The organism is Corallococcus macrosporus DSM 14697 (assembly GCF_002305895.1).
GTDB lineage: Bacteria > Myxococcota > Myxococcia > Myxococcales > Myxococcaceae > Myxococcus > Myxococcus macrosporus.
This window is the reverse complement of the sequence record NZ_CP022203.1, coordinates 5,694,526-5,710,583: the sequence shown is the minus strand read 5'-3', so window position 1 is coordinate 5,710,583 and position 16,058 is coordinate 5,694,526. Positions and strand designations below refer to the sequence as shown.

Below are 16,058 nucleotides of genomic sequence, written 5' to 3'. Positions count from 1 at the left end.
CTTTCCCGCGGGTGTCTAAGGTTCGTGGGCCCGATATGCGTGCTCCTTCCGCGTTCCTTGCCGCCGCCATGCTGGCCCTGCCCTTTTCGGCGGGGGCGGATGCCATCTACCGGTACGTCGAGAAGGACGGCACCATCATCTATACGAACGTGCAGCCCGCGGGCAGCAAGCGGGCGAAGACGTTGAAGGGCACCTTCACCAAGGCCCCCACGAAGAACACGCCGGTGGTGGGGCGCAAGCGGACGCCGCCGGAGTTGGATCCGCACATCACCGCCGCGGCGCTGCGCTACCGCATCCCGCCGGCGCTGGTGCGCGCCATCATGCACACCGAGAGCAACTTCAACCCCAACGCGCTCAGCCACAAGGGCGCCAGCGGGCTGATGCAGCTCATGCCGGCCACGGCGTCGGACATGTACGTGAAGGACATCTTCGACGAGCGCGACAACATCGAGGGGGGCGTGCGCTACCTGCGGGTGCTCGCCAACATGTTCGACGGTGACATGGTGAAGATGGTCGCGGCGTACAACGCCGGCCCCGAAGCGGTGAAGCGCTACGGCGGCAAGGTCCCCCCGTATCAGGAGACGCAGGGGTACGTGCGCAAGGTGCTCAAGCTCTACTACCACTACAAGGAGCGCGAGGCGGCCGTCGCGAGCGGCCCCAGCGAGCCCACATCCCAGAATGACGACGCGCGCGAAGGGGCGGGGGGAGCACAGCCCCGCTGATGACGAGTTCCTCCAGCAGCTCTCCCTCGGTGGCGAGCTGCTGGCCGCAGGCCAGGTCCACGAGGCCCAGCCGTTCCTGGAGCGAGCCCACCAGCTCCAGCCCCGCATGGAGAAGGCGCAGAACCTGCTGGGCCTCTGCTACTTCAAGCTCGGCCTGTATGACAGGGCGGCCGAGCTGTACGAGATGCTGGTCCGCGACAACCCCGTGGACCCGACGCTCCGGGTGAACCTGGGGCTCGTGTACCTGAAGACGTCCGCGCTCCAGCGGGCGGCCCGCGAGTTCGAGACGGCCACCGACCTGGCCCCCGAGCACCAGAAGGCCCAGAACTACCTGGGCCTCACGCTGGCGCAGATGGGGGAGTACGGCCGCGCCCGGGAGCACTTCCTGCTCGCGGGCAGTGACGTGATGGCGGAGAAGATGTCGCGCGCCATCGCGGGCGAGGCCTACGGGAAGCCGGCCCCCGCGGCGCCCGCGCCCCGGGGCGGGCCCGTGGAGCCGCCGAGCCCGCCTCCGCCGGCGGCGCCCCCCGCCCCGGCGCCCGAGGCGCAAGAGGAGGAGATTCGCTTCGCCGAGGACGAGGGCCCCAGCGCCCTGGCGGAGGCCCCGCCCGCCGCGGCTGAAGACGTGGCCGCTGGCGCCGAGCAGGAGTCGCCTCCCGAGTCCGCCTTCGAGGAGACGTCCGCGGCGGTGGCCGCGAGCGAGCCCGCGGCGCCGGTTCCGCTGACGCGCCTGCACCTGCGCAAGGTGCCCGCGGCGTCGCTGGCCCCCGCGGCGCCGGAGTCGCCCGCCGCCGTCGAGGGCGCGTCACTGGCCCCCGCCTCGCCGGAGTCGTCCGTTGCCGGTGAAGGGGCGGGGCGGTCGCTCGCCGGGCTCGCGGCCTCGGTCGTGCTGCCGGGCGGCGAGCCGGCGCGGCCCTTCAGCGAAGGACCGGGCTGCTTCAGCGTGGCCGTGGAAGGGGAGCTGCTGACGCGCCTGGACGGACTGGTGGCGCTGACGGGCCAGCTCGGCTTCCAGCCGGAGATGAAGCGCTTCCGGGGGCGGGCCACGGACAAGGCCTTCGGGGAGGGGGCGGCGCGGATGGTGCGCGCCCGGGGCAGCGGCGTCCTGTACCTGGAGCCGGCCGCGGCCCGCACCTTCCTGGCGGTGGACCTGGGGGAGGACTCTGCCTACTTCCGCGACGAGTGCGTGTTCGCCTTCGAGGAAGCGATCATGTTCGAGAACGGCCGCGTGCCGTCGGACATCGCGCCGGACCTGGACCTGGTGCACCTGCGAGGGCAGGGGCGGGTGCTGTTGAGCCTCCCCGGGCCGCTGCGCGCGGTGGCGGTGCGCCAGGACCAGCCGGTGTCGGTGCCGCTGACGCACCTGGTGGGGTGGCAGGGGAACCTGTCGCCGCGCATGGTTCCGCTGCTCAAGTCCTCCTCCGGGGAGGTGCTCCGGGCGGCGGTGGAGCTGGGCGGTGAAGGTTTTGCCCTCATTGCCCTCGGTGTCCGATAGAAGGGCCCCTGCCATGGCCACGGACCGAGCGGCGCGGAAACAGCGGAAGCGAGAGGAGCGCGCCCGGAAGCGCGCGGCGCGCAAGCCCAGCGTGTTGGTGCAGGAGTTCTGGAACCTGCCCAACATGCTCACGTTGGGGCGCATCCTCATCATCCCGCTCTTCGTGTGGCTGACCTACGACGCGGACCCCCTCAACTCGCTGCTGGCGGGGCTCGTCTTCGCGGTGGCCGCCATCACCGACGTGGTTGACGGCTACCTCGCGCGGAAGTGGAACCTCATCACCGTGGTCGGCAAGTTCATGGACCCGCTGGCCGACAAGCTCATCGCCATGGCGGCCCTGGTGATGATGGTGCGGCTGGGGCGCATCGCCGCGTGGGTGGTCATCGTGCTGCTGGCGCGGGAGCTCATCGTCAGCGGGCTGCGCACCATCGCCGCCAGCGAGGGCATGGTCATCGCCGCGGGGCAGGAGGGGAAGTGGAAGACGTCCCTCCAACTGGTGGGCATCATCTCGCTGTGCGTCCACTACGTGCATCCGCTGGAGCTGGGCAGCTTCTCGGTGCCGGTGGACTACAACCGGGTGGGCCAGGTGCTCGTCTACCTGTCGGGTGCCTTCTCGGTGTGGAGCGCGGTGGTCTACTTCCGGGCGTTCCTGGCCATGCTCGCGAAGCGAGGGGGAGAGCCAGCCCCCGCGAAAAGTGTTTGACGGGTCCGGACGGGCTCTGTATACCGCACCTCACTTTCGCCCCGGCGCTCACACGGCGGCGACGAAGGTGCGGTACCTGATGCGGGAATAGCTCAGCGGTAGAGCATCGCCTTGCCAAGGCGAGGGTCGAGGGTTCAAATCCCTTTTCCCGCTCCAAAATCAGGCCCTCTGGGAAGCCGGAGGGCCTTGTAGTTTGAAGAGTCTGACGCGGGAATAGCTCAGCGGTAGAGCATCGCCTTGCCAAGGCGAGGGTCGAGGGTTCAAATCCCTTTTCCCGCTCCAATTCGAGGCCCTCTGGGAAACCAGGGGGCCTTTGTTTTTTCAGCGTCCTGCATTCTCAGACGCTGAGCCAGGGCCGGACAGGCGCTCGGTTGAAGGGTTGCTCCCCGGGTGAGCGGCCACCGGGCGCGTCATCAGCGTGGGGCCGGGGGCGCCAGGCGTCCTCGCAACAGTGGAATGCCCTGCTATAGAAGGCTCCCTCATGATTCGGCTCGTCCGTGAACTGTATCAGTACCGGGGCTTGCTCATCAGCCTCGTCCAGCGGGAACTGAAGGCGCGTTACCGCGGCTCGTTCCTGGGCTTCCTGTGGACGTTCCTGAATCCGACGCTCCACATGCTGGTGTACGTGCTGCTGTTCACCGTGGTGATGAAGCAGAACATCCCCAACTTCCCGTTCTTCATGTTCACCGGGCTGTTGCCGTGGATCTGGTTCTCCACGTCCGTGGGCGGCGGCGCCAGCGCCATCAGCGACCGGCGGGACTTGCTGACCAAGGTGCGTTTCCCTGCCCAGGTGTTGCCCACCTCGGTGGTGGTGACGAACCTCTGCAACTTCGTCCTCTCGATGCCGTTGATGCTGGCCATGGGCATCGCCTACGGGCAGTGGCCCACCTGGCACGTCGTCCTGTTCCCGGTGGTGGTGCTCATCCAGCTCACCTTCACGTTGGCCCTGACGTACATCCTGGCGGCCATCAACGTGACGTTCCGGGACCTGCAGCACATCGTGGGCAACCTGCTGACGCTGTGGTTCTTCGCCACGCCCGTGCTGTACCCGCTGTCCACCATCCAGGATGAGAGCTTCCGCTCGTTGATGATGGCGCTCAATCCCATGGTCAGCCTGATGACGTCGTACCAGGCCATCTTCTACGAGCACCGGCTTCCTGATTCCGGGCCGCTGCTGGCCCTGGCCGCTGTGTCCGTGGTGCTGCTGTGGGGCGCCTCGTCCATCTTCGAATCCCGCCGCGAAGAGTTCGCGGAGTCCATCTGAGCGTCGGCATGCCTGAATCCATGGACGCCATCATCCTGAAGGACGTGGTGAAGAGCTTCCGGAAGCGGACCATCCGGGGCGAGTACACGACCTTCAAGTCGGAGCTGCTGCGTTGGCTGCGCGGTCAGCGCCAGGCTCGCGATGCGACGCTCATCACCGCGCTGCGGGGCATCAACCTCACCATCCCCAAGGGGAAGACGGTGGGCATCATCGGGCGCAACGGCTCGGGGAAGAGCACGCTGCTCAAGCTCATCACCGGCATCTACACGCCCACCTCCGGTGACCTGCAGATCAACGGCCGCATCTCCGCGCTGCTGGACCTGGGCGCCGGGTTCCACCCGGACTTCTCCGGCCGGGAGAACATCCTCATCAACGGCATCATCCTGGGGATGACGCGCGCCGAGGTCCGGGCGCGCATGGATGAAATCATCGCCTTCAGCGAGCTGGGTGAGTTCATCGACGAGCCGGTGCGCACCTACTCCAGCGGCATGTACATGCGGCTGGCGTTCGCGGTGGCCACGCACGTGGACCCGGACATCCTCATCATCGATGAAATCCTCGCCGTGGGTGACGAGCACTTCAGCAAGAAGAGCCTCGCCAAGATGATGGACTTCAAGCGGCAGGGGAAGACCATCGTCCTGGTGACGCACGACTTGAGCACCGTGGAGCGCTGGTGCGACCTGGCGGCGTGGATTGACGGTGGCTACGTCCGGCGCGTGGGCAAGCCGTCGGAGGTCACCGCCGAGTACCGTGAGGCCATCTCCCTGGCCGAGGCGCAGTCCGTCGCCTTCACGCCGCCGGCGCTCACCGAGGGCGGCGGGGCGCTGCCGCAAGTCCCCGCCGACGTCCTCTCCTCCGAAGGCCCGGTCCGCATCCGCGGCGTGCAATTGACGGACGCCCAGGGCGAAGCCCTGGAGGTCGTGTCACCGGAGCAGGCGCTGGAGTTCCGCGCGGACTTCTCGGTGGAGGGCGCCTGCGACGACGTGGACTTCGAGGTGCGTCTCCAGGCCGCCGATGGCCGCACGCTGTATGAGACGAGCACCCGCCGGGAGGCGGTGGTGCTGACTCGGATGCCCACGCACGGCATCCTCCGCTTCCTGGTCGAACGCCTGGGCGCCCTGGGCGGTGACTATTCGCTGGTGGTGTCCGCCCGCTCCGGGAAGGGGGACTCGTCCGCGCGTTGTGCGTTCCGCGTGGTCTCCGCGTCGGAGGACGAGGGCGTGTTCCGGCCTCCGCACCGGTGGTTGGTGGAGGCTGGCCCGGAGGCCCAGCAAGGCCTCCCGTTCGCTCCAGGCGCCACGCCGCGCGTGGAGGTGGGATGAGCGAGCCGGAGCGCGCCAGTACCCACGGGGAAGGGTGACTCATGTGGCAGAAGTGGGCTGAAGTGACGCAGGGGCCTTCCGCGGCGCCTGGTCCGGGGGACTTTGCTCAGATGGCGGCCGCCCTCCGGAAGGTGCTGGAGGAGCGTCTGCCCTGCGCGCCCGAGCAGTGTGACGAGCGCGAGGCCCTGGAGGGCGCGCTGCGCCTGGTGACGGAGCAGCTCCACCGCGCGCTCCCCGACGGGGGCCAGGCCCTGTCCTCGCTCCAGGAGGCCGCCCGGCTCGCCGAGCCGACCACGTTCTCCGTTCCGCCGTCGCACCGGGCGCGCGGCGGCAAGCTGGTGACGGGCGCCAAGCGCGCCTTCGTCAACGGGCTGGAGCCCTTCCACATCGAGATGCTCCGCCCGCAGGGCCGCTTCAACCGCGCGTTGGTGCGCGTGCTGGAGTACCTGACGGTGCACCGGGCCCTGGGCCTGCGTGACGACGTGTCCTCCTGGGCCGTCGCGCAGCTCGAGCCGCTGGCGGACCCCACCCGCTGGGCGGTGGGCTCGCACCGGGGCCGTGTGGCGGGCGCGTTGGTGGGTCTGGCCAAGCGGGGCTACCTCTATTCGCTGGGCCCCGTGCTGGAGGCCGTGCTGCGGGGACAGGCCCGGTGGAACCTGGCCATGGTGGACGCCGTCCGCGCGGCGGCGGGGCTCAAGGTCCCGGGAGAAGCCGAGTCCCGCCGCGTGGTGGAGGGCGTCGAGGCGCTGCGGGAGCCGCTGACGGGCAGCGACCTGCCCGGGGCGCTCCGCGCGACCCAGGCCCTGTGGGGCGAGGTGCTGCGCCGCCAGTCCCGTTTCAACGCCGAGGCGGTGCTCGCGCTCGCCAACCTCCTGGGCACGCGGACCGCGCCTCCCCAGCCGCCGTCGTTGGCGGACTACCCCGCGTGGTGCGCGGCCCGGGAGCCGGCGCGCATCGCCGCGGCGCGCGAGGCCGTGGCGGCGCTGCCCCAGCGCCCGCGCGTGTCGCTCGTCACGCCGGTCCACGACGCCTCTGAAGCCTTCCTTCGCGAGTGCATCGCCTCGGTGGTGGCGCAGACGTACGCAGACTGGGAGTGGGTGCTGGTGGATGACGCCAGCACCGCGCCGCACGTGACGCGCATCCTCCAGGAGGCGGCCGCGGGCGAGCCACGCATCCGCGTCATCACCCGGCCGTCGTCGGGAGGCACCGCGCGGGCCGCCAACGCGGCGCTCGCGGTGGTCCGAGGGGACGTGGTGGGGCTCCTCGACGCCGAGGACACGCTGGCGCCGCATGCCCTGGCGGAGGTGGCCCTTTCCTTCGCGGCGCGGCCCGAGCTGGAGGTCCTCTACACGGACGAGGACGGCGTGGACGCGGCGGGCCAGCGGTCGGCGCCGTTCTTCAAGCCGGACTGGTCTCCGGACCTGCTGCGCTCGGTGGACTACGTCCGCCACTTCCTCGTCATCCGCCGTGCCTTGCTGGAGCGGGTGGGGGGGCTGCGGGAGGGCTTCGACGGCGCGCAGACGCATGACCTGATGCTGCGCCTGAGCGAGGCCACCTCGAACATCGGCCACGTCGCGGAGCCGCTGTACCACGGGCGCGTGAAGCCGGCGTCCGGGCGACGTCTCGCGTCCGGAGGCGGCGCCTCGGCCACTGAGGCCGGTGTGCGGGCGCTGTCCGAGCACCTGGCGCGCCAGGGCGAGTCCGCGGACGTCACGAGCCCGGCGCCCATGCAGTACCAGGTCCGCTATCCGGTGCGGGGCACGCCGAAGGTCTCCATCATCGTGCCCTTCAAGGACCGCCCGGACCTGCTGCGCACGCTGGTGGACAGCCTGCTGGCGCACACGCGCTATCCGCACTTCGAGGTGCTGCTCGTCTCCAACAACAGCACCCGGCCGGAGACGTTCGCGCTGCTGGAGCAGTGGGTGGATCCGCGCCTCGTGAAGCTGACGTGGAACCACCCGTTCAATTACCCGGCCATCAACAACTGGGCGGCGAAGCAGGCCTCCGGGGAGCTGCTGCTCTTCCTCAACAACGACATGGAGGTCGTGGACCCCGGCTGGCTGGACGAGCTGGTCTCCCAGGCCCAGCGGCCCGAGGTGGGCGCGGTGGGGTGCAAGCTGCTCTTCCCCGAAGGCACCGTGCAGCACGCGGGCGTCGTGGTGGGGATGACGGGCTTCGCGGGTCACCCGTTCTGGCGGTTGCCGGACGGGCCCATCACCACGCCCTTCGGGCACACCGGGTGGACGCGCAACTGGCTGTCCGTCACCAGCGCGTGCGTCATCCTCCGCCGCGACGTCTTCGAATCACTGGGCGGCTTCGACGAGCGCTTCCAGGTCTGCGGCAGCGACGTGGAGCTGGGCCTGCGGCTGAACGCGAAGGGGCTGCGCGTGGTCTGCACGGCCCAGACGCGCCTCATCCACCATGAGTCCGCCAGCCGTCGCGCGGACGCCATCCCCGAGGCGGACTACTGGCTGTCGTATGACGCCTACCGGCCCTGGCTGGGGCCGAAGGGAGACCCCTACTACAGCCCCCACCTCACGCTGACCGCCACGGACTGCGGCCTGCGCCGTCACCCGGAGGATGGCGAGCAGCTCGCGGTGCGGACGCTGGGACGGGACGTGCCCAGCGCGCGGGACGTGCGCGCCGACCAGCGGGCACGGGCGCAGCGGCACCTCATCGAGCACCTGGACGCCTGGGACTTCACACCGGAGCAGGCCCGTGCCTCGCGCGAGTCGGCGCCGGGAGCCCTCGCGGCGCTGCGGGCGAAGGGAAAGGTGGAGACGGCGACGTGGTTCGTGCCCGCGTTTGGCCACGTCTACGCGGGCATTCATACCATCTTCCGCTTCGCGGACCTGATGCAGCGCCGCCACGGCGTGCGCAGCGACTTCGTCATCTACGACCAGCCGAACACGCGGCCCGGCGACATCGAGGCGCGCGTGGCGGCCATCTGCCCGGGCGCGGTGGGCGCCGTTCGCGTGCTCCAGCGTCCCGAGGACGTGGCGAGCCTGCCCCCGTGCGACCTGGCGCTGGCCACCGCGTGGACGTCCGCGTACCGCGTGCTGCACCACCCCAGGGCGGGGGTGCGTGGCTACTTCGTCCAGGACTACGAGCCGCTGTTCCACGCGGCGGGCACCCCGTCCGCGCTGGCCGAGCAGACGTATGGCCTGGGCTTCCATGGCATCTTCAATACGCCCGGGCTCTACGAGCACGTCGTGGGCCTGCACGGCATGGACGGCGTGTGGTTCGAGCCCGCGGTGGATGGGACGGTGTTCCACCCCCGCCGGCCCGCGCGCCAGGGGCCCGTGCGCGTGTTCTTCTATGGACGGCCGGGAAACGAGCGCAACGGCTTCGAGCTGGGCCTGGCCGCGCTGGCGCGGCTCAAGCGGGAGCTGGGGCCGGCCGTGGAGGTGCTCGCGGCGGGCGCGGAGTGGGACCCGGAGGCCTACGGCGTCCGGGGCCTTGTCACCAACCTGGGAATGTTGCCGGCGGAACGGACGGGCGCGCTCTACCGCGAGTGTGATGTCGGGTTGTGTTTCATGTTCACCCGCCACCCGTCGTACCTGCCGCTGGAGATGATGGCTTGCGGCGTCACTGTCGTGACGAACGACAATCCCACCAATCGGTGGCTGTTGACGCATGGCGAGAATTGCCTGCTTGCCGAGCCGACCCCGAGTGGCGTACTGGCCCGGCTTCGCGACGCCGTTTCGGACGGCGCGCTGCGGAAGCGGCTCGGAGCGAACGCCGCGGAGCGGGTCCGCCGGACGACATGGGAAGCCGAGGTGGACCGGGTCATGAAGGGCTTGCTGGACGACCGGACTTCATCCTTGGAACACGCCGGCTGAATCAGGGGCGCTGGCGGTTGAACATTGGCCCAGGGGGGCCGCGGCAGAAGGAAACCTCCATCATGCGGGATGACACCCAACTTCAAATCGCGAAGTCGCCGGAGGCGAGCGCCCCGAGCCAGGCTCAGGCGGACGAGGCGGAGAGCAGCCGCTATTGGAAGGCGACGAGCGGCTATACCTACCGGGAGATGGTCCGCATGCGTCAGGACGCGGGCAACCAGGGATATGCCCAGCAGGAGGCGCTGCTCACGACGTTGATGAAGCGCGAGCAGCGCGCCCTGGGGCGGCCGCTCGAGGTCCTGGAGTTCGGCTGCGGCTTCGGACGCCATGCGTCCTATCTGGCGTCGACCGAGGGCATCCGTTACCACGGCTACGACTTCTCCGAGCCGATGATGGAGCCGCTGCGGCAGGCGCCGCCGGTGGGGCTCGGGCCCGTGGAGGAGCGGCTCTTCTGCGGCCCGGATGCGCTGACGGCGGTGGGCGGCAGGACGTTTGACGTGGTGTTCACCGTGTCCGTCCTCATCCACAACCCGCCGGAGCGTCTGCCGGGCCTGTTGGAATCCCTGGGCAAGCTGGTGCGCCCCGGTGGTCTGTTGTGCCTGGTGGAGAACCAGCTCGTTCCCTTCGGCGTCTGGGAGAACGCGTGGCACCAGGGCTGCTGGCTGCATCCCTACGCGGAGCTGACCCCGGCCGGCTGGGACCTGCATCACGGCGGCGGGCTCCTGGCCACGCATGACGTGTACGTGCTCAAGCGCAACACGTCCCAGACGCGGCGCTTCTTCCAGCTCCAGTCGGTGGAGCAGCCCCGGGACGAGCGCCAGGCGCTGACGCTGGAGTCGCTGCACGTGCAGTCCCTGCCTCGGCTGCGCGCCTGGACGGAGCACGCGGGCGAGGTGCTGCGGGCAGGGGACGGGCTGCAGGGGATGCGCGTGTCCGAGCTGTCGGAGCGCCTGTCGGTCGAGCTGAAGCGTTCGGAGCGGCGGCAGCGCTTGCTGTCCCTGTCGGATGAGCTGGTCCACCTCCGCGCCGCGCCGCCCGAGGCCGCGCGGACGCCCGCCGCGCCGCCCGCTTCGCGCTACGCAAACGACACCGTCGCGGAGAACGTCGTCGTCGACGCGCCCCTGGACACGACGTGGGCCCATGTGGATCCGCGGCTGTCCCGGGTGGTGCACATCTTCCATCAGGAGTGGTACGGCATCCGCGCCGCGTCCGGCTACGCGCCGGGCCACAAGATTGGCATCACCGCGAACCGGACGCTGACGGCGACGGACCACCGGCGCATCGTCGAGACGTGCGAGACGCTGGGCGCGCGCTCCATCATCTTCCAGGGCTTCTCCCCCAACGCCCTGGAGGTGATGCACATGCTTCGCCGCGTGTTCGGCAGCGCCATCCGGCTGTGCTGCGTGTGGCACGGCTCCACGGCCCAGTTCCACTTCGACTTCGAATTGGAGACCTTCAGCCGGCTGCTGACGCTGCGGGAGCAGGGGCTGCTGGACGCCGTCGCGTGCGTCAAGCCGGAGATGCACCTGATGTCGCCGCTGCTCTTCCAGAAGGTCCTGCTCAACCTTCCGCCCCGCATCGCGCGGGAGGACCAGCGTCACCGTGCGCCGCTGACGCGAGCCGCCTTCGTCCCCACGCCCAACAACTGGTGGAAGAACTTCTACTCCAACGTCTTCGTCGCCGCGTCGCTGCCGGGGATGGAGCGCGTCTTCGTCACCAGTCCCTTCACCGCCCGCCAGGAGCTGCCCCTGCGCGCGTCCGTCATCAACGTGGGGCACTTGAACCGCTCCGAGCTGTTCAACCTCATCCGGGAGACGGACGTCGTCCTCAACGTGACGCTCGCCGAGTGCCAGCCGATGACCGCCCTGGAGGGGCTGGCGCACGGTGTGGCGTGCCTGACAGGGCCGCTGACCCTGGGGACACTGGATGAACACCCCTTTCAGCGGTTGGTTCAGATCGCCGGCACCGGCTCGCTCGGACAGATTCGCTCGGCACTGGAGCGGGTGGTCGGGCTCCGGGAGCGTTCGCCGGAGGAGTACGCGCAGATGCTGGAGGACTACACCCAGATGCTCTGCGACCAGGCGATCAACCACTATCTCGAGTTCGCACAGCCATGAGCAAGACCCGCGTCTGCCTCGTCACCGATGAACTCTACCCCTTCACGCCGGGGGGGATTGGCCGCGTCGCGCACAACCTCATCATGGACTCGCAGCGCCAGGGCGCGGACGTGGAGTTCCACGTCCTGTTCCCGGCCACCGTCCCCGTGCAGAAGGCCCAGGTGGAGCTCTTCTTCGGGGGCCGGGTGAAGGCGCACCTGTGCGAGTTCCGCGAGCCACACCAGAGCACCGCGGATGCCCACGGCCTGTATCCCCCCACCGAGGCCTTCCGGGACTCGCGCTGGCATGGTGAGTCGCTGGAGCTGATGCGCTACCTGAAGGCGCGCGAAGCAGAGGGCCTGCGCTTCGACGTCATCGAGTTCGCGGACTTCCGCGGCTGGGCCTTCGCCACGCTGCAGGAGAAGCACCTGGGCCTGGCGTTCGGGCAGACCACCCTCTCGGTGCGGCTGCACTCGAGCTACGGCACCCTCATGCACCACGAGCCCAACACGCTCGAGGTGGAGAACGTGGGGCGCTTCGAAATCGAGCGCAAGTCGCTGCTCGACGCGGACCTCGTGGTGGGCCATCTGCCCTGCATCGCCGAGTTCAACCGGCGCTTCTACGGCTTCGACGACGCGTGGATGCGCAAGGTCCGGGTGGAGTTCCCTCCCGTGGTCATGGAGTCGCCGGCGGAGCAGGCCGCGGCGTGGGACGTGCCGGCCACCGAGCGCAACCTCGTCTTCGTCACCAAGATCCAACACTTCAAGCAGCCGGACGTCTTCGTGCGGGGCGCGGTGCTGCTCATGCGCACGTGGCCGGAGTACCAGGGCAAGGCCATCCTGGCGTGCCACGCCTTCGACTCGGAGTTCCTCGCCGAGGTGAAGGCGCTCATCCCCACCGACCTGGCGGACCGCTTCGTCTTCATCAAGCCGGGCCCCGACCGCGAAGCCCACATGCGGGCGGGCGTGGTGGTCATCACGTCGAGCTACGAGTCGCTGAACCTCACGGCCTACGAGGCGTCCATCGCTGGCTCGCGGCTGGTGCTCAACTCGGCCTGCCTAGCCTTCGGTGACGACAGCCCCTTCGTGGATGGGGTCCACTGCCACAAGTACGACGGCGGCCTGGACTCCCTGGTGGTGGCCATGCGCAAGGCCCTGGAGGGCCCGGCGCTGGCGCCCGTCCGGTGGACCGTGGACCGCCCCTACTGGGAGCGGCATGTGCCGGAGGCGCCCGCCGCGCGCGCGTCGCGGACGCCGCTGGTCAGCGTGGTCATCATCAACCATGACCAGGGCATCTTCCTGCCCATCGCGCTGCAGGGCGTCGCCGCCTCGACGTATCCGGAGGTGGAGGTCATCGTCGTGGATGACGGGTCCACGAGCCCGTTCGACATGCAGGTCCTGCGGCGCTTGGAGCGCTCCGAGTCGGAGGGGCCGGGGCTGCGTGTCATCCGCTCGCCGGTGCACCGCGGCTTTTCGGGGGCTCGCAACCTGGGCGTCCGCGCCGCGCGGGGCGCGTATGTCGTGTTCCTGGAGTCCGACGAGAGCCTGTCGCCCGATTTCATCCAGCACGCCGTCGCCGCGCTGGAGTCGCGCTCCGTGTTCGCGGGGGTGGTCCCCACGGGGGGGCGGTTTCATTCCAGCGAGGAGCTGGCCAACCGCCAGTTCAAGGGCTTCATGACGTACCTGGGCGACTGCCCGACGTACTCGCTGGTCGCCAACCGGGTCTCCGCGCCCACGGCGTTGCTCCGCCGCGAGGTCCTGGAGCGGCATGCCTTCAACGAGTCCCTGACCGGATACGCCGACTGGGAGTTCTACCTGCGGGTCGTCCAGGACGGGCACCGGCTCCTGGTGACGAACCAGGTCCACTTCTTCTCCCGGCGCGGCCAGGACATCACCCCGTCGGCGTCCCAGCGGCGCCAGCACTTCCGGTGGTTGGTGCGGCTGCTGGAAGGGGTGCCCACGCCGCTGCACCCGTCGACGCGGCTCTTCGCGTTGCTCGCGCACTCGAGCGACGCCATGACGGACCCGTTCGGCGCGCTGGCTCCGCAGCAGTCGGCGCAGCCCGAGACTTCCGCCGCACTGGAGTCCGCCCAGGCGCTGGCCGAAGCCGTGCGTCCCCTGCGCTACGACGTGGTGGACGTGATGAACGCGGCCTTGAAGCGCCTGCCCCTGGTGCATCCGCTGCTCAAGCAGGCGGTGGTTGGACGGCCCGCTCCGTCCGGCAACGACAGCGCCAGCGGTGGCGACGCCGTGGTGAGCCACGCGGAGGCGCCTCCGCTTCGCTATGTGCTGGTGGACCGCGCGAACGTGCTCTTCAAGCGCGTGCCCGTGCTTCACCGGGCGCTCCGGAGCACCGTCAGACGGCTGACCTGAGCGCGGGGTCCTCGTGGGGGGCTGACGGCGAGCGCGGCGGTGCCTCCGCGGCCGGCGACGCCTCCAGCCGGGCCCCCGCGAGCCACGCCGGAACGAACATCAGGGCCACGAGGAACACGGGGTACTGGTAGCGCACGTCCGGTGAGGGGATGAGCGCGGCCAGCGCCGCCGTGTGCAGCACCGCCGGGAGCGCCACGGCCGCGAGCCGCCACGTCCGGTGGCGGATGCAGGCCACCGCGCAGGCCAGCAGCAAGAGGTAGAACGGCAGCGCGGGGCGCCACAGGAGCCAGGCCAGGTCTGGCCGCAGCGTGCGAAGTGTCCAGCGCAGCAGGGGCTCGCGCAGGGCGGGGAGCAGCGAGGTGGTCCGGAGCTTCTTCTCCCCTGGCTCGATGGTGCCCATCCGCCCGTCTGGCTCCACCCAGATGGGGGGACCGTTGATGAGGTCTCCACCCTGCGACAGCTTCCAGAGCACGGAGCTGCTGCACAGCACGTGGGAGAGGACGGGCCCCGCGTCCCGCCGCGTCAGCCGGACGAGGAGGGGCAGCAGCGCGTCGCTGTGACGGGTGAGCGCGGCCATGTCGAAGCGCCCGTCCCAGATGGTGTACACGTTGCTGAAGCACCGGTAGTTCCACTTGTCGTCGAGCGGGTGCAGCTCCTCGAGGAGGGCGCGCTCCTCTGGTGCCAGGGGCGTCCCCGCCGCCACATGGGCCCCCAGGAAGCCGACGAGGGTCATCCCCTTGGGGAACGGCTTGATGGTGTACGTCCGGCTGAGGAGCGCCCGGGTGCCCGCCGTGACGACGACCGCGGCCACGAGCGCGAGCGCCACGGACTTGTAACGCCCACGCCGGAGAAGCCCCAGCGCCAGGAAGGTCCCGACCACGGCGGGCAAGCCGTTGTGGCGGAGCAGCATGGCCATGGCCCCCAGCACGATGACACCCACCCAGAACCGCCAGCCCCAGCGCAGGGTGGGGTCGGTGGCCGAGCGGAACACCAGCACGCTCAGCGCCAGGACGCAGAAGCTGAAGGGGACGTCCTTCCAGAGCGTGACGGCCATGGTCCCGTTCACGGGCACCACGGCGAACAGCACCGACGTGAGGACGATGACGCCCCTGGACACACCTGCACGCGCCAGCGAGGCGCAGCCCCATCCCACGAGCGCTCCCAGGCCCGCGATTTGCGCGAGCGCCACGACCGCGGGTGACTCCCAGAGCTTCTGGAGCATGCGGATGGAGACGGTGTGGAACAGCGGATGCGCGTCATCCATGTGCCCGGACAGGGCGTCACGCCATTGTGACGTGGAGTCGGGGCTCAGCATCCCGGGGTACACGGCCAGCAGCCAGACGCCGGCGACCACGACGAAGGGAATGGGCGCGAGCAGCCCGGCCCGGCGCGGTGAGACGGGCTCGCTGACGCGCGCCTCGCGGCCGGTGAGCCAGAGTCCCGCCATGAGCAGGAGCGTGGCGAGGACGAGCGCGTGGGCCGCCAGGACGAGCCCGTTCTGGAGGGCCGCGTCCCCGCGGAAGAGGGCGACGGGGTCGGGGATGACGACGTCCCGGCGGGTGTCCGTGCCCGGCGGCGAGTACAAGTCAATGCGCTCGGTCCTTCCCTTGACGGTGTACTCGATGATGCCGGAGTGGTCGTGCGTCAACAGTTGGAGCACCAGCGGGCCGCGCGTCCTCGCTTCCCAATGCAGCAGCGCGGGCTGGTCGAGGTGGGAAAGCCAGACATCGCCATTCCGTCGCTCCCAGTTCCCCTCGGGGCGCCAGCCCTTGGGGGACAGCCGCGTCCCATGTGCGTCGAGCAGTCCGAGCACCCACACCTCGCTGCCCTGTGATTGGGGATTCCGTTCGCCGGTGGCGCGGAGGGTCAGCGTGAACGGTTCGGCTGGCATCAGCACGTGGATGGGCGCGGCGACCAACAGGAGCAGGGCGAGCAGGCTGACAGCGCCCAGCCAGGCCCGCCGCTGAGTGAGCGAGCGACGCTCCAGGCGTCTCACCAACCAGGGAAGCCCGCCTCGGTAGAGCACCACGCCCCAGGCCACGGAGCCCGACAACGCCAGCGCGCGGGGCCAGGCGTGCCGGAAGAGCGGAGCCCAGGCCCCCATGGTCAACACCGCCGCGGTGCTGAGCGCGAGCAGGAGGCTCATCACGGCGATGGGCCAGCGCCGTGGGGCGAGGTTTGCGTCCGGGAGTGGTCCGGGTGCTTCCGGGGATTGCATTGGTGGCGTGAGTACCGTACGGAG

9 protein-coding genes and 2 tRNA genes are annotated in these 16,058 nt (G+C 70.0%); 10 read left to right on the top strand and 1 reads right to left on the bottom strand.

Annotated features, from left to right (window positions below; all coding sequences use genetic code 11):
- The first annotated feature begins 35 nt into the window (after positions 1–35).
- The 10 genes from MYMAC_RS22780 to MYMAC_RS22735 all read left to right on the top strand — a co-directional run bounded on the left by MYMAC_RS22780 (position 36) and on the right by MYMAC_RS22735 (position 13,816).
- Entirely contained in the window at positions 36–722 is a 687-nt protein-coding gene (locus MYMAC_RS22780; RefSeq protein WP_013941192.1) for a lytic transglycosylase domain-containing protein, read from the top strand.
- Positions 679–2,217 carry a tetratricopeptide repeat protein gene (locus tag MYMAC_RS22775; RefSeq protein WP_095959626.1) on the top strand — a complete coding sequence of 513 codons (1,539 nt, stop codon included), beginning with the start codon at positions 679–681 and terminating at the stop codon, positions 2,215–2,217. The genes MYMAC_RS22780 and MYMAC_RS22775 overlap by 44 nt, the downstream gene beginning before the upstream one ends.
- Positions 2,218–2,230: 13 nt before the next feature.
- Positions 2,231–2,920, top strand: coding sequence for a CDP-diacylglycerol--glycerol-3-phosphate 3-phosphatidyltransferase (gene pgsA / locus MYMAC_RS22770; protein WP_013941190.1), 690 nt, complete (start codon positions 2,231–2,233; stop codon positions 2,918–2,920).
- Between the two features lie 81 nt (positions 2,921–3,001).
- Positions 3,002–3,076: transfer RNA gene (locus MYMAC_RS22765), tRNA-Gly, on the top strand.
- A 51-nt stretch (positions 3,077–3,127) separates the two neighbouring features.
- Positions 3,128–3,202, top strand: a tRNA-Gly gene (locus MYMAC_RS22760).
- Between the two features lie 199 nt (positions 3,203–3,401).
- Positions 3,402–4,184, top strand: a complete 783-nt coding sequence (locus MYMAC_RS22755) for an ABC transporter permease (RefSeq protein WP_095959625.1) — start codon at positions 3,402–3,404, stop codon at positions 4,182–4,184.
- Positions 4,185–4,192: 8 nt separating this feature from the next.
- A complete protein-coding gene (locus MYMAC_RS22750; protein WP_095959624.1) occupies positions 4,193–5,506 on the top strand; it encodes an ABC transporter ATP-binding protein in 1,314 nt (437 codons plus the stop codon).
- A 41-nt stretch (positions 5,507–5,547) separates the two neighbouring features.
- Positions 5,548–9,348 carry a rhamnosyltransferase WsaF family glycosyltransferase gene (locus MYMAC_RS22745; RefSeq protein WP_095959623.1) on the top strand — a complete coding sequence of 1,267 codons (3,801 nt, stop codon included), beginning with the start codon at positions 5,548–5,550 and terminating at the stop codon, positions 9,346–9,348.
- A gap of 62 nt (positions 9,349–9,410) precedes the next feature.
- Complete coding sequence (locus MYMAC_RS22740; protein WP_095959622.1) at positions 9,411–11,465, top strand: class I SAM-dependent methyltransferase; 2,055 nt, start codon at positions 9,411–9,413, stop codon at positions 11,463–11,465.
- On the top strand, positions 11,462–13,816 hold the full coding sequence (locus MYMAC_RS22735; protein WP_095959621.1) for a glycosyltransferase: 2,355 nt from the start codon (positions 11,462–11,464) through the stop codon (positions 13,814–13,816). Before MYMAC_RS22740 ends, MYMAC_RS22735 begins: the two co-directional genes overlap by 4 nt.
- Here the strand turns inward: MYMAC_RS22735 and MYMAC_RS22730 are convergent.
- On the bottom strand, positions 13,800–15,962 hold the full coding sequence (locus MYMAC_RS22730) for a hypothetical protein (RefSeq protein WP_239988961.1): 2,163 nt from the start codon (positions 15,960–15,962) through the stop codon (positions 13,800–13,802). The genes MYMAC_RS22735 and MYMAC_RS22730 overlap by 17 nt on opposite strands.
- Positions 15,963–16,058: the final 96 nt, after the last annotated feature.